We start from the raw sequence: 20,485 nt of genomic DNA, 5'->3' as shown, positions 1-20,485 counted from the left end.
CTTTTCTCCTGTAATTAAAAAAATAGAGCCACACGGCCCTATTTTTCAATTTTATTTATCGTCTCCAGATTTATCATCCTGTTCGGGCTTATCTGCTTTAGCTTCTGGATTTTCAGACTTAGAAATTTCCTTTTCTGATGGAGTATTCAATTCGTTCTTTGATTCTTCATCAGCAGCTTCAGAATCATTCTTTTGTTCAGCCTTAAGAACTTCTTTCTTTTCAGCAGCAGCCTTTGCTTCCTCATAAGTTGAAGCTTTGCTTTCGCTTGGATATTCATCTGCGTCCTTTTCTGGCATTTTACCTGTCTTGTACAATGACAAGATTTGCTTTTCATTCAAAGTTTCATACTTAAGAAGAGCTTCGGCGATAATTTTATGAGTTTCACGGTTGTTTTCAACGATTTCAAGAGCTTTTTCATAAGCCTTATCTAAAATGCTCTTTACAGCTTCATCAATTTTAGCTGCAGTAGCTTCACTATATGGTTTAACACCGTAAGGATTAGATTCGCCCTCTTTTTCAAGTTCAACCATACCTAATTCTTTAGTCATACCATAGTTAACAACCATGCTATGAGCGATTTGAGTTGCTTGTTCAAAGTCATTAGAAGCACCTGTAGATTGATCACCAAACACAGCCACTTCACCAGCACGACCACCCATGAAACCAACAATTTGTTCAAATAATGCTTTCTTAGTTAAGATATTTTGATCATCTTTAGGAAGCATAATGTTGTATCCACCAGCACGGCCTCTTGGAACAATAGTAACTTTTCTAACAGTACGTGAATCGCTTAATACTAACCCAGCAATTGAGTGACCTGCTTCGTGGAAAGCAACGCGACGACGTTCTTTTTCAGAAATAATACTATCCTTCTTAGCAGGACCTGCAATTACACGATCTTCAGCTTCATCAATATCTGATGCGGTAATTTCAGTACCATTTCTACGAGCTGCTACTAATGCCGCTTCATTCAAAACATTAGCAAGATCTGCACCTACAAATCCTGGAGTTTGACGAGCAACTTCTTTCAAATCAACATCAGGAGCTAAAGGCTTATTACGAGCGTGAACCTTCAAAATAGCTTCACGACCGCGCACATCTGGGCGTCCAACTAATACTTTACGGTCAAAACGACCAGGACGCAGCAATGCAGGGTCTAAAACATCTGAACGGTTAGTTGCGGCAATAACTATTACTCCTTCATCGCCTTCAAACCCATCCATTTCAACCAACAATTGGTTCAAGGTTTGTTCACGTTCATCGTTTCCACCACCCATGCCATTGCCACGTCGACGACCAATGGCATCAATTTCATCAATAAAGATAATACTTGGAGCGTTTTTCTTAGCATTTGAGAACAAGTCACGTACACGGCTTGCACCAACACCAACAAACATTTCAACAAAATCTGAACCAGAAATTGAGTAAAATGGCACATTAGCTTCACCAGCAACGGCTCTTGCTAAAAGTGTCTTACCAGTACCAGGAGGACCCTCAAGTAAAACACCAGATGGTATTCTTGCACCTAACTTAGTATATTTTGCAGGATTTTTCAAAAATTCTACAACTTCAACTAATTCTTGTTTTTCTTCTTCTTCACCGGCTACGTCAGAGAAACGAACCTTATTCTTAGAAGGATCTTCTGGCTTAACGTGTGAACGACCAAAATTCATTATTCCGCCGTTTCCGCGTCCAGCACCACTTTGATTCATCATCATCCAAAGCATAACAATGAATAAAATAGTTGGTACAATCATAACAATAGTTGAAATCCAATTGCCTGATTGTGATTCTCCTTGTGTAGTCATCCGAGCATTATTTTGTTGTGCCAAAGTTTGCACAGTATTTACACTAGAGTCATTTTGAAGCATCGTTGTTGAAAAACGTGTAACTTCTTTACTAGAGCTTCCATTAAAGAAATCGAAGCTGTTGTTTTGTTGACTCGTAGTCTTTTGTGCTTTCTTATAGCTACCTGAAACAGTATAAACTCCGTTTGCAGGTTGAACACTAAAGTTTTTAACTTTGCCTTGACGCAAATCTTTTACAAATTCGGAGTAACTAATATTCTCGCTACCTCCGCTATTGCTGTTTCCGCCGAGTGCCCAGTTGATTCCCCATAGGAGCAGAAGGAACACAACTATGTAGAATAGGCCATTTGATAATAGCCGATTCCGGTTATTCTTCATAAAAAACCTCCGCAAAGTTTCTAAATATATACGATTAAAAGTTTAACACAAAAAGTGCTTTTACTCTAATTTTTTAGAGGAACTTATGCTTTTTTTAATTGATAAATATAATAATGTGATAATTCGACAGATTGTTTCTGATTTTGGTAAGTTTTTTCTACAAAAACGGGTTCTTTATTTTGATAAATTGTTAAGCAAAATGTTCTTAAAGAACTCGGAATTGCTGCTTGAGCAAATTTTTTCTTACTTTTCACGTGATGCCCATTTTGAAGAAGTAATTTTGCCCCACTATTCAAACTGCCAGCACTAAAATCAGCACTTTCTGCCCAAAAGTCACCAATTAAAGTATAAGCACTCTTTTTAACACTTGTTAATAAAAACCGCTCATTTCGAAAAATAAATTTCTTATCTAGCTCTATTTTTTGAATGGGAGATTTTATACCTTTCACTTTATTCGGTATGAGATAATAATACCCTTGATATTGCTTTATTCTATAATCTCCCAAATTTTTATTAACACGCCGATGATACTTTTGCCAAATTACCTCCTGCCAAAACTCTATTTGTTCTGTTGAAGATAATTGTTCAATGGCGTTAGTTTTTGCTCTAAAAGCAACATCTAAAAAAGAATAAATTGGAATCTTAGCAAATCTTGTACTTGCTAAACTTGTCAATGACTTCATTTGATGACTAAATCTAACCGCATTTTCCACCAAATTATTATTTTCTTGTTTTAGTAATGGAACCACATGGTGCCGCAATCTATTACGCAAAACTGCATCTTCGTTATTTGTTGAATCGACTACATAAGTAATTCCAAACTTTTTATCATAATCTAGCAACTCTTGCTTTTCAAAATCAAATAATGGTCTGAGTAAAGTGACACCATTCATTTTTCCGATTTCTTGAAGACTATTCATCTCACTGGGGTTACCTGAGCGAATAAACTTAAGTAAAATATTCTCAATTAAATCATCCCCATGATGCGCTGTAAGTAAGTACGCAGCATTTGCCTTCTTAACTGTTTCAGTTAAAAAAGCATAACGTGCTTTTCTTGCAGCAGCTTCTAACCCTTTACCTTTTATAGGATTTGTCCATTTTTTGATTATTAACTCAATCTCTTCATCTTGACAAAATTTTCTCAGCAAAATGCTTTCTTCTTCTGAATCTTTTCGCAATTGATGATCAAAGTGAGCTGCAATCAATCTAATTTTATATTTAGCACGCATTTCAGCCAGCATTTTTAAAAGCGCCATTGAATCTGGTCCCGCACTTGCTGCTACGACTAAAGTTTGATTATTAAGTTTAATTTTATTAGTTTTAAAGAATTTTTCTATTTTCATTATTTACCTAAGAAAAAAGATGACTCTTTCAGTCATCTTTTAATATTTTTCAAGTTCTGCTTTCAAATGTTTAATTTCTTTAGCAGCATCTTTAGCAGTTTTATTCATCACATCTTCAAAATCTTGTACCTTAGTATTCGAAAATTGATTGTTTTGATCTACTAATGAGGCATCATTAACTCGGCTAAGCGATAAACTCAACCTTCCCTTGTAAGTATGCAGTACTACAACTCGCAGTTCATCTCCGACTCTATGCTGCATTCTTTCACGAGCCCAATTATTTTCAAAATCACTATGATGAATCAAACCGCTACGTTTTCCTGGTAATGTTAAAAATATTCCAAGATCCGTAATATTATTAATTACACCGCTCACGCGCTGTCCTACTTGATATTTCATTTACTATTTTGTCCCTCGGGTACATTGTAAATTTTTTCATTTGGTTTTGAATACATAAACTTATAACGGACCATTTTTGCAACATAATCCGGATCCTGTAAGTCATCTCTTCTAGTTTTAAGCTCTTTATGCTCTAACTTAACTTTATTGAGAATTTTCTTAGAAGCTTGTACATCACTGTTAATTCTTTGAGTTTGTGCAATTTTAATCGAAATCTGCACACCTAGAAATACAAAAATAATTGCAAAAATAGCAATTAACCTATTTCTTCTTAATTGATGTACTTCTTTTTGCCTTTTTTCTTGTTTTCGTCTTAATCGGGCATCTCGCTCTTCAGGACTAATTGAATTATAAAGTCGTGGACCGTTATTCATTTTCTATATCCCCTATTTTTTGGTTGTAACAACAACCCTTATTATACCAGCATCCAAAAACATAATCATTAATCAATTAATTCGTACAAGTCACTTGCTTCTGCTTTTTTAGTGGTTTCCCGAATATTAAGCACTTTTGCTTTAACAATTCTTTGACCATATGTTATTTCAATTACATCTCCAAGCTTGACATCATAACTTGATTTAACAATTCGATCATTAACCTTAATACGACCTTTTTCAGTCATTTCCTTAGCTACTGTTCTTCTCTTAACTAAACGTGATACTTTTAAAAATTTATCAATTCTCATATTTTTCTCCTATCGATTAATAATGTCACCAGCTGCTTTTAAAAAAGTAGTTAACTCATTAACTAGCATTCGATTATTCATTTTATCGGGTTCCTGTAACAAAACAACCAAATTTTTCTCTGGTGTCAAACTAACTCGTGCTTTCATGTTTACATGCTCAAGGGACTTAAAGATATTCGGTCCTTCTAATTCCCGAGAAGCTGCTTGATTAAATTCTACTTTAATTTTACCGTTAACTTTTGCAACCATTAAAGCTTGCGTCAAATCTGCCTCAACTTTTAAATTAGCTATTGCAAGCAGATTTTCTACAGGAAGTGGATAATCTCCAAAACGATCAATTAATTCATCTTGAATATTATCAAGTTCACTTTCATTTGTAGCCTCTTTTATTTTCTTATAAAATTCAATCTTTTCTTCTTGATCAGGTATATAACTATCAGGAATATAAGATTCAAAGCCAAGGTCAATTTCAGCATTAGTCTTTTTAACAATCGCTTTGCCTTTTCGTGCTTTAATAGCATCACTAAGCATTTGTGAATACAAATCATACCCAACACTATCAATAAAGCCATGTTGCTGCGCACCAAGCATATTACCAGCTCCACGAATTGATAAGTCGCGCATTGCAATTTTAAATCCTGAACCAAGTTCTGTAAAGTCGCGAATAGCGTCAAGACGCTTTTCTCCAACTTCAGTTAAAACTTTATTTGGTTGATATAAGAAGTAAGCATATGCTAAGCGAGCACTTCGACCAATTCTACCTCGTAATTGATAAAGCTGACTTAAGCCATATTTATCAGCATCCTCAATAATCATGGTGTTAACATTTGGCATATCAATTCCAGTTTCAATAATTGTTGTTGTTACTAAGATATCAAACTCACGATTTAAAAAACGATACAGAATATCTTCAAGTTGATTTTGACTCATGCGTCCGTGAGCACTTGCGATTCTAGCATTTGGTAAAAGTGCTTGTAAATTCTGTACAACTTCATCAATATCACCAATTCTATTATGTAAATAAAAAACTTGACCATCTCGTTGCATTTCACGTAAACACGCATCCCTAACTACACTAGGAATTTGCTCCATAACATAAGTTTGAATAGGATAACGATTCTGTGGAGGTGTTTCCATAACTGATAAGTCACGTACACCAACCATTGACATATGAAGTGTCCGCGGAATTGGTGTAGCGGTTAAAGCTAATACATCAATATTTGCTTTTAATTGCTTGAGACGCTCTTTATGTTTAACCCCGAAGCGCTGCTCTTCATCAACTATCAAAAGACCTAAGTCATTAAACTCTACATCTTTGGACAAAATTCGGTGAGTTCCAACGACAATATCAATTTTGCCTTCTTTTAGTTCTTCAATGATTCGCTTAGATTCTGTTGGTGTTTGAAAACGAGATAACATTGCAATATTTACAGGAAAATCTTTGAAACGGTCCTGCATATTTTCAAAATGCTGCTGTGCAAGAATTGTTGTCGGCACTAAAAAAGCAACTTGCTTATTATCTTGAACTGCCTTAAAAGCAGCTCTCATTGCCACTTCAGTTTTACCAAAACCAACATCTCCTACAACCAAGCGATCCATTGGTTTTGGTTTTTCCATATCTTCTTTGATTTCTTTACTTGAACGAAGCTGATCTGGGGTTTCCACATATGGAAAAGCATCTTCAAACTTACGTTGTAAATCATCATCTGGAGAAAAAGCAAAACCCTTTTCAGCTTCACGTTTTGCATATAAATCAATCAAGTTATCAGCAATATCTTCTACTTTTGATTGAACTTTACGCTTAGTCTTAGCCCATTCACTACCACCAAGTTTATTGATGTGGGGAGTTTTACCTTCAGAGGCTACATATTTTTGTACTAAGCTTAATTGATCAGCTGGAACAAATAATTGGTCACCTTTTTGATAAGTGATTGTTATATAATCCCGCTTTACACCATTATTTTCTAAAGTTTGAATTCCTTCAAAACGGCCAATTCCGTGATTAATATGAACTACATAATCACCCGGCTTTAATTCAGTATAATTGCGTAATCTTTGGGCGTTTTCAAGAGTTTTAATTCGGCGTTTGGGCTTATTTTGCTTGTTAAACAACTCTCTTTCAGTTAAATAAACAAAGTTAGAGTTTGGTAAATTAAAGCCTTGGCTAAACCCATCAACCGTAATTTGGGTTCTATTTTCAAGCAAATCTTTTTTATCTACAACAGGAATTGTTAAACCAAAATCTTCAAAATTTTCCTGCATTTGCTTAGCTCTTTTTTTATTATCAGCTTGTAAAACAACAGTTAATCCTGATTTTTGATAAGATTCAATTTCTGTTTTAATCATTGGCATTTGACTAAAGAATTGTTCAGGTTCTCTAGTTGCCCAATTAAATATTTGTCCTAAGCGAATACGCCCTAAGCTTCTTTGAAATAATGAAAAATAAATCCGATGATGTTGATCTTTTTTCAGAACTTCTTTAAAGTTTTCCCGCAATTCTTGTCCTGGCAAAAATGCCCCAGTTTTTAATTCATCATCAATAAAACTAGCATTTTGCTCATCAACGGTTTTTACATTTTGTTCAATTAAAGGCCAATCATTAAGTAAAATTTCACCATTTTTAGGTAAATATTCTAATAAGCTGCTTGGTTTTTCAATTAAAAAGTCAACCAAAAAAGAATAATTACTTGGCAAGTCTCCTGCATTTAATTCGTCTAAGCTTTGAGTAAAGTGATCTTTGACACTTTTTTCTGGAGCTGGTGCATTAGCCATTTGCTCTTGAATTTTTGAAGCAGCTTGTTTTATTTCTTTAGTTGAAAAAACACGATCTTGAGCTGCAGCAATAACTACTGCTTCAACTTCTTCAATACTGCGTTGAGTTGCTAAATCAAATTCTTTAATAGTATCAATTTCATCACCAAAGAATTCAATTCTAATTGGATTTTCTTGATCTAACGGATAAATATCCAAAATATCTCCACGAATTGCAAACTCTCCCGGTCTAGCAATCATGGCTTCTTTTTTATAGCCTGATTCTACTAGCCAAGAATTTAATTCCTTTAAGTTGTACTCCATTTCAGGAGCAAACTTCTTTTTAGCATTTTGAAAATCAACTGGAGTAGATAACTTATACTGCAGCCCTTGCGGCGTAGTAACCACAATCCCCTTACCTGACAAGAGCAAATTAAGTGCTGAGATTCTGCTAGCCATCTCATCTGGAGACTGGATGGCAGATTGAGTAGCAATTGTTGCATCTACTGGAAAAATCTCAACAGTTCCATTAGGCATGATTGAATTTAATTTGGCGTAAGTATTTTGAGCCTTATTTTCATTTTCTTCAATTACTATTAAAGGACCATCAATTCCACTTTGAATTTCTTTTAAAAGCAGACTAAAAGCACCGGCGCTTGCGCCAGTGACCATTGAGTTCTTTACTTTTTTAGTTTTTTGAATAAAATCTGTTAATTCTTGATCTTGTTTTAAAAAATCTGTTACCTGCATTTTAATTGTACTTGTTCATTAAATATTGACTATCATGACCATTTATAAAGTCATCAATAATTCCTTCACTAGTATTAAATGCGTCATCCATCAATTTTTGTTGGTCTTTATCAAATGGGGTAAGTACCCAAGATACAACGCTAGTTTTTTCTGGATGGCGAATACCAATTTTCAATCTATTAAACTTTTCAGTCCCTAAATCGCGAATAATACTCTTAATTCCATTGTGACCACCTGACTTACCATTTGCACGAATACGGATTTTTCCAATTGGCATATCCATATCATCTTGAATAATTAAGACATCTTCTGGCTTAACTTTGAAAAAGTTTGCAACTTGTGCAACTGACTTACCAGAATCATTCATGAAGGTTTGTGGCTCAAGCAATACCACATCTTCACCGTTGATTTTTTGCTTAGTCCACTTTCCATCGAACTTATCTTTGTCTAAAGTTAGATTATTTTTTTCTAAATAATTATCAAGTGCCATAAAACCAGTATTGTGCTTAGTTCTATCGTATTTTTTACCTGGATTTCCTAAACCTGCAATAATTTTCATTATATTATATACTCCTCTATTTTTTCTTTTTCTACTATAACACAAACTGGAAAAATCATTTATTTTTGCGCCTATTAAATAGCAATTGCTGACAAAAATGCGTTTTCCATGATATAATGCTTTTGTTAACATAATCACTAATTAAAAGGAGACTTTAAATATGTCAAGAGACGAAAGACCTCATAAGATTATTCTTGTTGGTGACGGTGCTGTAGGTTCTACTTACGCATTCTCACTTGTACAACAAGGTATTGCTCAAGAATTGGGTATTGTTGATATCGTTAAGGAAAGAACTGAAGGTGACGCTATCGACTTAGCTGACGCTACTCCTTGGATCGCACCTAAGAAGATCTACTCAGCAGAATACGCAGACGCAAAGGATGCTGACTTAGTTGTTATCTCAGCTGGTGCTCCACAAAAGCCAGGCGAAACTCGTCTTGACCTTGTAAACAAGAACTTGAAGATCTTATCTTCAATTGTTGAACCAATCGTTGAATCAGGCTTTGACGGTATCTTCTTGGTAGCTGCAAACCCTGTTGACATTTTGACTCACGCAACTTGGAGAATGTCAGGTTTCCCTAAGGACCGTGTAATCGGTTCAGGTACTTCACTTGACACTGGTCGTCTTCAAAAGGTTATCGCTCAAATGGAAAACGTTGACCCAGCTTCAGTTAATGCTTACATGCTTGGTGAACACGGTGATACTGAATTCCCAGTATGGAGCTACAACAATGTTGGTGGCGTTAAGGTTACTGACTGGATGAAGAAGAACGGCGTTAGCGAAGACAAGCTTGAAGAAATGCACAAGGAAGTTGCTAACATGGCTTACGACATCATTAACAAGAAGGGTGCTACATTCTACGGAATCGGTACTGCTTTAGCAATGATTACTAAGGCTATCTTGAACAACGAACACCGTGTTCTTCCACTTTCAGTTCCAATGGATGGTCAATACGGCTTAAACGACTTGCACATTGGTACTCCAGCTGTTGTTGGTCGTCAAGGTCTTGAACAAATCATCGAAATGCCATTAAGCGACGATGAAATGGAAAAGATGCACGCTTCAGCTGACCAATTGAAGAAGGTTATGGACAAGGCCTTCGAAGAAACTGGCGTTAAGGTTCGTCAATAATTCCATATTTACATTAAAAAGCATCTTCATTAAGAAGATGCTTTTTTCTTTTGTTTAAAATGCTAAAATAGAGTTGAGTTTTTAGTTAAGGTGTTTTAATTTATATTTAATTTTAAATATACCTGTGCTATAATTATGTGCAAACTTTTATACATGAACATCCATTGGAGGACAAAATATGCTTATTAAATCATTGGTTCTTAAAAAGGACTACTTGACTACAGTCAATGAAAAAGCAACTTTAGAAGAAGCATTAAAGATTCTTGAAGATTCTGGCTTTAGATGTGTTCCTATCTTAGATGATACTGGTACAATCTTCCGCGGCAATATTTACAAGATGCACATCTACCGTCATAAATCCCAAGGCGGCGATATGACTTTACCTGTAACTTATTTACTTAAGAATGCAACCAAAACTATTAAAGTTAACTCACCATTCTTCAAAGTTTTCTTCAATATCAAAGACTTACCTTATATTTCTGTACTTGATGAAGATAACAGATTTTACGGTATTTTAACTCACGCAGCTCTTTTAAGAATGTTATCTGATGCTTGGAACATTAAACATGGTTCATATGTCTTAACAGTTTTATCAGATAATACTCGCGGAAACTTAGTTAAAATGTCAAAAATCATCTCTAAATATTCCAACATGGCTAGTGTAATGACACTTGATGCTTCTGCTGGTGAACTTGGTGGTAATTTTGTTCGTCGAACCCTCTTTACGTTGCCAAGTGGTGTTTCTGAAACAACTATGAAAACAGTTGTCGAAAAATTACAAAAGAAGGGTTATGTGGTCTCTGAAATTGAAGACTTGCAAGCGGGAATGACAATTATGAGTGATGAAAACCCGGGCGTATTCATTAACGAACCAATTGAATAATTGTATTAAAATAGGACCTTCCAAATTTGGAAAGTCCTGTTTTTTCTTTATACTCAATTATTTCCAAACACTTTAGATTTATAATAATTAAAGAAAGTAGTTTTTCCAGTTATAATTGAAACACTGCCATCCATTCCATATTTTAATTGATTTTTTTGACTGTTTGTTACTTTAGCTAATGCAGTTACGCAATAATAATTTCCTTTATTTGAATTCATAGATGATACACTAATATCATTTATTATTCCAGACAGAATGACATCTTTTGGAACATTTCTCGTTACTTTAAATCTCATCTCTTGACCTACTTTAACAGAAGATATATCAGCTGCTGATATATATGTAATCAATTTAACGGAGTTTTGATTACTCAAATTAGGATAAATTTCTGCAACATTGACTCCAGGATTTATATACTTATTTTCTGCATATTGATTATTAATATGCAATACACCATCTCTAGAAGCTTTTACAGTATATTCCTTATCTTGTATATGAATATTGGCAATATTACTTTTAAGTTCTTTTAATTGTTCCTGAGCCTTAATTATATCTTGGGAATTTTGTTGTAATTCCTTTGATTGTAAAATATCTATTTTTTGATTATTTTCCTCTATAGTATATTTATTTACTTTACTTAATTTTCCTTTACGCTTTTTAGATTCATTACGTAATTGCTCATTTTCAATTAAATATGTTTTTCGTTGAGCCAAATAATCATTTAAAGCATTTTTATATCCAAATTTATCCTTATATAAAAATACATTGGTATTTGATTGTATTCCCTTTCTTAAAAGTTTTAAATCAGATATTTGTTCAGTAAGTGATTCTTTTTCACTTTGATATAAGCCAAGTTTAGTTTTATTTTCTTTGCTACTATATCGTAATAAAATTTGATTTTTCTTTACCATTTTCCCTTCTTTTAAAGCACTATAAATTATTTTGCCATTTACACTAGCTTGAACATTTGCAATTCCTTCAGCAGGTTCAATTGTCCCCATTCCATCAATATCTATCTCTCGTTTTCCAATAAATGAAAATAAAACTATTGTAACTAACAAAATAAAAACTGGAATTATTATCATGGTAGAAAAATTATTAAATCTTGCGGAATAAAATTCACTACTTTCAAGATATTTTTTATTCATTTAAATACCTAACCTTCTACCAAATCATAATAAAAACCGTGTCTCTTCATAAGTTCCTGATGTGTTCCTTGCTCAACAATTTTACCATCATTTAATACAACAATATTATTTGTTCTTCGAGCAATTGATAATCTATGAGCAATAAAAATAATGGTCATATCTTTTAAATTCATCAAATTATCAACTAATTTTCTTTCAGTTATAGCATCTAAACCACTAGTTGCTTCATCTAGAATCAAAACTTTTGCCGGAGACAATAAAGCTCTTGCAATAGTAATTCTTTGTCTTTGTCCTCCTGACAATATACTACCGGTTTCATCTAATTTAGTATCATATTGCAGTGGCATTTTCTCAATATCTTTATCAATCACTGCAATATGGCAGGCCTTTATAATATCTTCTTCAGATATTCCATCACGATTTCCTAATTTTAAATTTTCTAAAATTGTACCTGAAAATACATATGGTTCTTGCGGAGTATAATTTACATATGTCCTTAAAGTATGTCGATTAATTTCTTTTAAAGAATTTGAATTTAATACTATTTCTCCTTTAGTTGGCTCAAAAAACCTACTAGTAATTTCATCAATGTAGATTTTCCTGATCCGCTCATACCAACTATAGTTAATTTATTACCAAATTTAATATTTAAATTAATACCCTTTAATACTAATTGACCATATCCATATTGATACTCAATATTTTTAAAACTAATATTTCCAACCAATTGCTTAACCTTATTTATAGGACGCTTTTTTTCAAATTCACTTTTTACTAAATAAACTTCATTTAATCGATTATTAGCTACACGCGCACTTTGCAATTTAGTTTGTAAATTAATTACATTTTGCAAAGGATTAACAAAATACCCAAGCAGTGCATTATATGTCATAAGTTGACCTACTGACATTCTATTATGCATCACCAATATTGCACCAACTGTTAAAACTACTAATGTTAATGACAATTGAGTTATTAGTTTTAGCGCTTGTTGCAAAATATCGGCTTTTGAATACTTTAATCCTTTTCGTAAATAGTCAACAAATTCACTGTCAACTTTAAAATAACGTTCATCTTCACTATTTAAAGACTTGATAGTTTCAATCCCTCTAATATCTTCAATAATCGAAGAACTTAAAACTGCCCCACTTTCCATCTCTTTTTGATTCAATTTTTCAAATGAATTTACAAAAGACATAATTATTACCACATAGATTGGTAATGATACCATTGTTATCCAAAATAATGTAGCATTTTGAATTGCTAATATAATTCCCATAATTATGACAATTGCCAAATCTAAAAGCATAGAAACTACAACACTAGCTAATGCATCAATAATTTTACTAGCATCATTAAATCGGGAGGTAATTTCTCCTGTTCTTCTAGTAGCAAAAAAATCCATAGGAAGAGTAAAAATATGTCGAATATATCCTAATATAATTTCAATTGAAAATCTTTGCCCAAAAATTGTAAGTAAAAAGTTTTGAGCATAGGTAAATAAAGCTTGAAAAACATAAAATACAAATAGTCCTAATGCAATAATTATTAATGTATTATGCATATCATTAGGAATGTAGGTATCAATTACAGTTTGTAAGAAATATGATCCAACAATACTTATAATTGTAATCATAAGAGCTGCCAAAATAATATTAATAATCAACTTTCGTTGTTTAAATAATCTTGGTAAAAACGATAATAGCGTATGTTTAGATTGTTTAATAGGACTATAGTTAGGTCTAGGAACCATAAAAATAGCAATCCCACTCCACTGTTTAGCGAACTCACTTTTATTCATTTTAGTTACCTTAACTCGTGGATCAGGATCTGCTATTACTAGATAATTATTTTTCACTTTTAAGACTACATAATAGTGTAAAACACCATTTTTAACTACGTGTACAATACAAGGAAGTGGAATATTTTCACCATTAAACAAGCTCATATCTGCTTTGATTGCTTTAGTTTCAAAGTTTAATTTTTCTGCTGTTTTTACTAGTCCTAATGCAGTAGTTCCCTCTGTATTTGTATGAGCTAAATTACGAATATATGCAATTGAAACATCTGAATTATAGTGTTTCAAAATCATCGCAAGACAAGCAGCTCCACAATCACTTTCATCTATTTGAGGGATGTAGTCTTTATTTAACATAGTCTTCTCCTAAATTATAAAAATATTGATATACACATAATTATAGTTGTAGTCAAATTGTTTATACAATGCGATATAATGGGATACTTAATATCATTAGTCTTTTGATAAATATATCCAAAAAGTAATCCTGAAATAAAATTGCTTAAAAAGTATAAATTTAATGTAATATTATGGAAAGCTGCAAAAATAATAGAAGTTAAAACAATAGCCAACCACGGATTTAATTGCTTAAAAAAACCCTTTTGAATCACGCCTTGAAACAATAATTCTTCTAATGTTGGTCCAATAAAATTTACAGTTATAATTAACAAAAATGACATTTTAGATTTTAGTGTTTCAGAGTATATATTATTTGTAGAATTACCTGGTCTTAAGATTAATATCCCTGCTAAAAAAGATATAATTCCTATTATTACTGCCCAGAAAAAATAATTAACACAGATTTTACTTCTTAAATTCAATTTATTTCCTGCCCATTTACACAAATAATATTCCATTACTAGTGTAATAACAGTAAAAATAACAACTATAGAAATATGATGTATCAAATTTACTGATTTCATCGCTTCATTAAATTGAGCTTGACTATTAGTTTCAAAAGCAGGAGTTCCCTCCACGGACGGAACCTGAACAAATATTGCCGTTAATAACGCCATAAATACTAAACCCAACCATTTAAAAATTTTTTTTACTATTTTCATTCTTTCTCACTTCTTTAAATACTTAAGAACTATAATTCTAAATAAATATATTATTATGTGTTCAACTAAATACTTGAATATATAATAATATTGTTACTATTAAATTGTTAATCCCATGTGATAAGACAGCCATCTTTATATCATTCGTTTTTTGATAAGTATATCCATATAATACGCCTGCTATAACTTTACTTAAAAATTTTAGATTCCAAGCAATATTATGACAAGCAGCAAATATAACAGCCGTTAAAACAATTGAAAACCATGGATTTAATTTTTTAAAAAATCCTTTTTGAATTGCACCTTGAAATAAGAGCTCTTCTAAAATAGGACCAATAATAATTGAACTAATAACTATTAAAAAGCCTAAATTAGTTTTTAATGTAGCAGTAAATATATTTGGATGTGTACTATTAGATGTGGTGGGAAGAATAGCTAAAAGACCTACTCCAAATGATAATATACCAGTTACTAATGCTACAAATGTATTTTTAACAGTTATGGGCTGTCGAAAATTTAATTTATTTCCTACCCATTTACACAAATACCATTCAATTATAAATGTAATAATTGTAAATATTATAGTCATCCAAATATTATGTGCTAAATTTACCTGTTTTAAAGCTTCATTAAATTAAGCTTGACTATTAAATTGATATGACGGCGTTTCTTCGACAGCTGGTACTTGCATAAAAGCAAAAACAAAAAAGGCTAAAATTACTAGTCCTATCCATTTAAAAACACTTTTAATTATCCTCATAATATTCAAGCTCCTTTATATACTTAGCTTATATAGTTATTATAATACTACTCATCCACAAAAGTTAGGCGCTTCATTTACTATTACAAATACTAAAATAGGACCTTCCAAATTGGAAAGTCCTGTTTTTTAATCTCGATAATATACTCTTGGCAAGCGATCACTTAATAAACATGCTACTTCATAGTGAATCGTATCTACATAATCAGCTGCTGCCTTAATATTATTTGGTTCAGTTGGATCATCAGAAATTAAAGTCACTTCTGTTCCAATTGGCATTTCTTTTGGCAAAAGCACCATAAATTGATCCATGCAAACGCGGCCTACAATTGGACAATATTCATCGCCCACCTTTATCTTGAAGCCTTGGAATTTACGAATCCAACCATCTGCATAACCAATTGGCACAGTTCCAATTATCTTATCTCCATCTGCCACATAAGTTGAACCATATCCTACACCATCACCTTCATGAATTATTTTAACATGGGTCAATTCACTAACTAAAGAAAGTGCTGGACGAAGGGGGATGCTAGATTTCAAATCCTTAGTAGTTGGAGTTGAAGAAGGATTTAATCCATAAATTCCAATTCCAAATCTAACAATATCACTTGGTATATCTTTATCAAAGATACTTGCAGCAGTATTATCCATATGAATCCACTTAGGCTTAATAGTAAGCAAACTCTTCATATGATTAAACTTCTTAACTTGATGTTTGAAATAGCTGTCATCTGCACTATCAGCTGAAGCAAAATGAGCAAACATCCCTTCCACAAAGAAGAATTCATTATCTTCAAGAAAATGATTTGCTTCAATAAATTCTTCATCTTCATTAAAGCCAATTCTACCCATTCCAGAATCAATTCCCAAGTGAACTTTAAGAGTTAAATGCTCACGCTTAAGCTCTTCTTGGGCATCTTTAAGCCATTCTAAATTGGGCACTGTTAGTGAAATATCATTTACACTAGCAAGTGGTGCATATTCAGGACTAGTTACTCCTAATACCAAAATTGGCTTCACAATTCCTGCTCTTCTAAGTTCCAATGCTTCATCTAAGATTGCTACACAAAAGCCTTCTGCACCTGCTTCAAGGGCTGTTTTAGCTACTTCTACAGCACCATGACCATAACCATTTGCTTTAACTACAGCAAATAATTTTTGACCTGGCTTTAGATGCTTTTTTTCTTGTTCAATATTTTCTTTAATTGCGCCCAAGTTAACGCGGACTGCGGCTGGACGGTGAATTCCTGGGATCATTTATCAATGTCCTCCAAAACTACAAATGTAATAATTTCATGGTTATCATGTGTGATACTTGGAAAGATATTTCCAGAGTACTTAGTTGAAGTCATCACTGGATGACCTAGTTCATCCCAGAGCGTTTCAACATCTTGAAAACCGACCTCTTTTCCAAGACCGGTTCCCATCGCTTTAGAAAATGATTCCTTCAGTGAAAAACGTCCGCCAAGATATTCAACTTTTCTTTTACCCTTCATTTTTTGATATTGAGCAAATTCTTTTTCAGTTAAAACTTTTTTGGCAAAGCTATCGCCTTTTTCGACGATTTTTTTGACACGTTCTACTTCGATTGAATCAACGCCTACACCTTTAATCATAATTTCACCTCACACATTTTTTAATTATAATACAAAAAATGAGTTGCAACTATTACAACTCATTTTTGTTTATTAATCTTTTTTATTTTTGATCACAAATTCATGACCGTTTGCGCGACCCTTGCGAGTTTGATTACCTTGATGGTTATTGCGGTAATTGCTTCGACGGCGATGATTACCGTGGAAAGAACCTCGGCGATTGCCTCCGCGACCTCTTCCATGACCACGTCCTCGTCTACCATTTCCTTTATATGGAAGTGGTTTTTCTGGAGTAATCTTAACTTTGATTTCTGTTGAATCTTTTGAAAGGTTCTTTAAGAATGCTGCAACTAAGTCAAGTTCTGAGTAATTTTGAAGAAGTTCATTAGCTTCTTTTTCATATTTAGCCAAATCACCTTTCAAAAGTTCTTCAATTTGAGACTTAGCTTGCTTAAGTTGACCTTCTAAAGCCTGATCATCTGTTGGTGGACGAAGAGGTGACATCTTCTTCTTGGTCAATTGTTCAATTGTTCTCATGTAACCAATTTCGTTTGGAGTTACAAAAGTTACTGACATACCATTTTGTCCAGCACGACCAGTACGACCAATACGGTGAACATATGAATCTGGATCTTGTGGAATATCATAGTTGTAAACGTGCGTTACTCCTGAAATATCAAGACCACGTGCAGCTACATCAGTTGCGACTAAGATATCAAGTTTACCTTCACGGAAACGCTTAAGCACGCTCATTCTACGAGCTTGTGACAAATCTCCATGAATTCCTGCAGCATTATAGCCACGAGCTTGAAGACCGCGAGTTAATTCATCAACTCTACGCTTAGTACGTCCAAAAACAACAGCTAAATCTGGATTTTGAACATCAATTAAACGGCACATGATGTCAAATTTTTCAGCTTCTTTGGCACGAACAAAGTACTGATCAATTAAGTCCGCAGTTAATTCCTTGGCTTTAATTTTTACGATTTCTGGATCATGCATAAACTTTTCGCCAATACGCAAAATCTGCTTTGGCATTGTCGCACTGAAAAGCAGTGTTTGGCTACGATTATTTGCATAAGTCAAAATGCTTTCAATATCTTGGATAAAGCCCATGTCAAGCATTTCATCAGCTTCATCTAAGACAATAGTTTTAACATCATCAAGCTTAATAGTCTTTCTCTTTAAGTGGTCTAAAAGACGTCCTGGTGTTCCTACAAGAATTGCTGGTACATGATTTTTAAGTGAGCGAATTTGACGACCAATGTCTGCTCCACCATATACTACTTGAACACGCGCTTTTTCATCGCGTCCTAAACGGAAAAGCTCCTCTTGAGTTTGAATAGCTAATTCACGAGTTGGTTCAATAATAACTGCTTGAATTGCTTTTTCTTTTTTATCAATATTTTGTAAAATTGGTAAACCAAATGCAGCCGTCTTACCGGTCCCGGTTTGTGCTTGACCAATTACATCCTTACCTTGCAAGGCAAGCGGAATAGTTTGCTCCTGAATTGGTGTGGCTTCTTCAAAGCCTGAACGTTTAATTGCTTTTAACAGCGCATCATTTAATCCTAATTCCGAAAATTTCACTAAATTCTCCTATCTGAGCCGGTCTACTACTTTTTCTAGGTGCATCCCATGTGACCCCTTTAATACTACAATATCGTCCGGCTTAATATCGTCTTTAAGATCAGAAATCATTTTTTGCATCTGATCTTCACTATAATAGTGCAGAGTTTGTGGTGTGTATTTATCTTTTAAAGCTTCTGCTAAGTTTTTCATCTCTGCGCCGTAAAGGTAAACTTCATGAATTACCTCTGGGTCAAATGCATCACTTAAATCTCTATGAAGATCTGCACTTTCATCTCCAAGCTCAAGCATATCTGCTAAAACAGCAATTCTACGGCTATTTTCAGCTACTTCAATTTGACCAAAACTACTAATTACAGCACGTACTGCTGTTGGATTAGAATTATAAATATCACTCATAATATCTTCACCAACATCGCCTTTTTCCCATTCCATTCTATTAGCAGTTGGAGTAAAACTGGAAAGCGAGGATGCAATCTCTTCATCGCTTTCACCAAAATGACGTCCTACACTAATAGCTGCCATCGCATTTGAAACATTGTGCTTACCAATCATTGGAATAGAAAACTTTTGGTCAGAATTGTTAACTGTAAATGTAGCATGACGTTTATAACTCTTAAAGCTAGTTGCATATACAGTATCATCTTCTTTAAAACCGAAGGTTGATTTTGCTTGATCTAACTTCTCTGCACGAGCGCGAAGAAGTGGTTCATCTCCATTAAAGATAAATTCACCATCTTCACGTAAAAAGTCAGTAATTTCCATTTTAGCATCTGCAATCTTATCGCGATTACCAAAAAATTCAATATGCGCTTCACCAATCATGGTAATTACAGTTACATCAGGATGAGTTAATTCACTTAAATGATGTAATTGACCAGGACGGTCCATGCCCATTTCAAGAACCAAAATTTCAGTATTTGGTTTCATTTCTAAAATTGTCATTGGAACACCAATTTCATTATTAAAATTGGCTTGTGTCTTATGAACATTGAAACGCTTAGATAATACTGCAGAAGTCATGTCTTTAGTAGTTGTCTTACCATTAGATCCAGTAATACCAACTACAGTTGGATTAACCTTACGCAAATAATAGCGTGCTAATTCTTGCATCGCAGTTAACGGATCATCTACTTCAAGAAGGGCAATCCCTTCTGGTTTATCAGGGTGACCTTTTTTCCATAAACTTGCACTAGCACCATTACTGATTGCGCTTTGTACAAAGTCATGTCCATCACGATCTCCTTCAAGCGGTACAAAAAGACCGCCGTCAGTGATTTTTCTGGAGTCAAAGGCAACAGAAGTAATAATTGTATCTTCGTCACCTTCACAAGTTGTGTTTAAAGCTTTGGCTATTTCTGCCAGTTGCATCTTCATTTGATTTTTACTCCCATAAAACATAATTTACACACGAAATAATTATACGTTCTTTTAGGCATTATGCCAAATAATTTTCAAACTAAAAAGAAGCAGCCCCCAATGGGACTGCTTCCACCAGATAAAGGCTTTACTTCTTCAAACCGTACTTCTTGTTGAACTTTTCGATTCGACCATCTGCTTGAGCAAACTTTTGCTTACCAGTGTAGAATGGGTGTGAATCTGAAGAAACTTCAACACGAACTAATGGGTAAGTTTCGCCTTCGTAATCTACAGTTTCGTCTGATGTCATAGTTGAACCAGCTAAAAACTTAGCGCCAGTAGCTGAGTCCATAAATACAACTTTTTGAAATTCTGGATGAATACCTTGTTTCATAATTATTTACTCCTTTTGCCATGGTCATCTAATAGACCATAGATTAATCGATTAACGTAGACTAGGATACCATCTTAAAGAGATTTTT

Annotated in this window: 18 protein-coding genes and 1 pseudogene; 2 read left to right on the top strand and 17 right to left on the bottom strand. The window is 33.7% G+C overall.

The features are described from left to right. Positions 1-51: 51 nt before the first annotated feature. From ftsH to pth, 7 genes are all read right to left on the bottom strand, one after another. Positions 52-2,187 carry an ATP-dependent zinc metalloprotease FtsH gene (gene ftsH / locus FOD82_RS01660; protein WP_144354776.1) on the bottom strand — a complete coding sequence of 712 codons (2,136 nt, stop codon included), beginning with the start codon at positions 2,185-2,187 and terminating at the stop codon, positions 52-54. An 83-nt stretch (positions 2,188-2,270) separates the two neighbouring features. Continuing rightward, positions 2,271-3,530 (bottom strand): tRNA lysidine(34) synthetase TilS, encoded by a 1,260-nt coding sequence (gene tilS / locus FOD82_RS01655; RefSeq protein WP_144354775.1) that lies wholly within the window; start codon positions 3,528-3,530, stop codon positions 2,271-2,273. Between the two features lie 39 nt (positions 3,531-3,569). Next, complete coding sequence (locus tag FOD82_RS01650; protein ID WP_144354774.1) at positions 3,570-3,929, bottom strand: S1 RNA-binding domain-containing protein; 360 nt, start codon at positions 3,927-3,929, stop codon at positions 3,570-3,572. Beyond that, positions 3,926-4,303 (bottom strand): septum formation initiator family protein, encoded by a 378-nt coding sequence (locus FOD82_RS01645; protein ID WP_144354773.1) that lies wholly within the window; start codon positions 4,301-4,303, stop codon positions 3,926-3,928. Before FOD82_RS01645 ends, FOD82_RS01650 begins: the two co-directional genes overlap by 4 nt. Before the next feature lie 68 nt (positions 4,304-4,371). Next, entirely contained in the window at positions 4,372-4,614 is a 243-nt protein-coding gene (locus FOD82_RS01640) for an RNA-binding S4 domain-containing protein (RefSeq protein WP_144354772.1), read from the bottom strand. Between the two features lie 9 nt (positions 4,615-4,623). Beyond that, positions 4,624-8,115 (bottom strand): transcription-repair coupling factor, encoded by a 3,492-nt coding sequence (gene mfd / locus FOD82_RS01635; RefSeq protein WP_144354771.1) that lies wholly within the window; start codon positions 8,113-8,115, stop codon positions 4,624-4,626. Position 8,116: 1 nt separating this feature from the next. Next, positions 8,117-8,674, bottom strand: a complete 558-nt coding sequence (gene pth / locus FOD82_RS01630; protein ID WP_144354770.1) for an aminoacyl-tRNA hydrolase — start codon at positions 8,672-8,674, stop codon at positions 8,117-8,119. Positions 8,675-8,834: 160 nt separating this feature from the next. Here pth and FOD82_RS01625 point away from each other — a divergent pair, with 160 nt between their 5' ends. Beyond that, positions 8,835-9,806: an L-lactate dehydrogenase gene (locus FOD82_RS01625; RefSeq protein WP_144354769.1), complete on the top strand. Its 972-nt coding sequence runs from the start codon at positions 8,835-8,837 to the stop codon at positions 9,804-9,806. 178 nt (positions 9,807-9,984) lie between these two features. After that, positions 9,985-10,689, top strand: coding sequence for a cyclic di-AMP binding protein CbpA (gene cbpA, locus FOD82_RS01620; protein WP_144354768.1), 705 nt, complete (start codon positions 9,985-9,987; stop codon positions 10,687-10,689). Positions 10,690-10,742: 53 nt separating this feature from the next. On the opposite strand, the gene FOD82_RS01615 is transcribed toward cbpA, so the two are convergent. From FOD82_RS01615 to FOD82_RS01575, 10 genes and pseudogenes are all read right to left on the bottom strand, one after another. Further along, the gene (locus FOD82_RS01615) at positions 10,743-11,837 is read right to left on the bottom strand and encodes an HlyD family efflux transporter periplasmic adaptor subunit (RefSeq protein WP_144354767.1); all 1,095 of its coding nucleotides are present in this window, start codon (positions 11,835-11,837) and stop codon (positions 10,743-10,745) included. A gap of 8 nt (positions 11,838-11,845) precedes the next feature. Next, positions 11,846-13,992, bottom strand: a pseudogene (locus FOD82_RS01610) (peptide cleavage/export ABC transporter). Between the two features lie 14 nt (positions 13,993-14,006). Further along, on the bottom strand, positions 14,007-14,696 hold the full coding sequence (locus tag FOD82_RS01605) for a CPBP family intramembrane glutamic endopeptidase (protein ID WP_144354766.1): 690 nt from the start codon (positions 14,694-14,696) through the stop codon (positions 14,007-14,009). A gap of 61 nt (positions 14,697-14,757) precedes the next feature. Beyond that, entirely contained in the window at positions 14,758-15,285 is a 528-nt protein-coding gene (locus tag FOD82_RS01600; protein ID WP_242450191.1) for a CPBP family intramembrane glutamic endopeptidase, read from the bottom strand. A 45-nt stretch (positions 15,286-15,330) separates the two neighbouring features. Beyond that, a complete protein-coding gene (locus FOD82_RS09915) occupies positions 15,331-15,456 on the bottom strand; it encodes a hypothetical protein (RefSeq protein WP_277950083.1) in 126 nt (41 codons plus the stop codon). A 129-nt stretch (positions 15,457-15,585) separates the two neighbouring features. Next, positions 15,586-16,716, bottom strand: coding sequence for an alanine racemase (gene alr, locus FOD82_RS01595; protein ID WP_144354765.1), 1,131 nt, complete (start codon positions 16,714-16,716; stop codon positions 15,586-15,588). After that, entirely contained in the window at positions 16,713-17,075 is a 363-nt protein-coding gene (gene acpS / locus FOD82_RS01590) for a holo-ACP synthase (RefSeq protein WP_144354764.1), read from the bottom strand. The genes alr and acpS overlap by 4 nt, the downstream gene beginning before the upstream one ends. 72 nt (positions 17,076-17,147) lie before the next feature. Next, positions 17,148-18,644 carry a DEAD/DEAH box helicase gene (locus FOD82_RS01585; RefSeq protein WP_144354763.1) on the bottom strand — a complete coding sequence of 499 codons (1,497 nt, stop codon included), beginning with the start codon at positions 18,642-18,644 and terminating at the stop codon, positions 17,148-17,150. Between the two features lie 9 nt (positions 18,645-18,653). Continuing rightward, positions 18,654-20,021, bottom strand: coding sequence for a UDP-N-acetylmuramoyl-tripeptide--D-alanyl-D-alanine ligase (gene murF, locus FOD82_RS01580; RefSeq protein WP_144354762.1), 1,368 nt, complete (start codon positions 20,019-20,021; stop codon positions 18,654-18,656). 130 nt (positions 20,022-20,151) lie between these two features. After that, complete coding sequence (locus FOD82_RS01575; protein ID WP_144354761.1) at positions 20,152-20,397, bottom strand: type B 50S ribosomal protein L31; 246 nt, start codon at positions 20,395-20,397, stop codon at positions 20,152-20,154. Positions 20,398-20,485: the final 88 nt, after the last annotated feature.

It is taken from the genome of Lactobacillus sp. LL6 (genome assembly GCF_007570935.1).
Lineage (GTDB): Bacteria > Bacillota > Bacilli > Lactobacillales > Lactobacillaceae > Lactobacillus.
The sequence above is the reverse complement of the archived record's forward strand: the minus strand, read 5'-3'. Positions and strand labels throughout refer to the sequence as shown.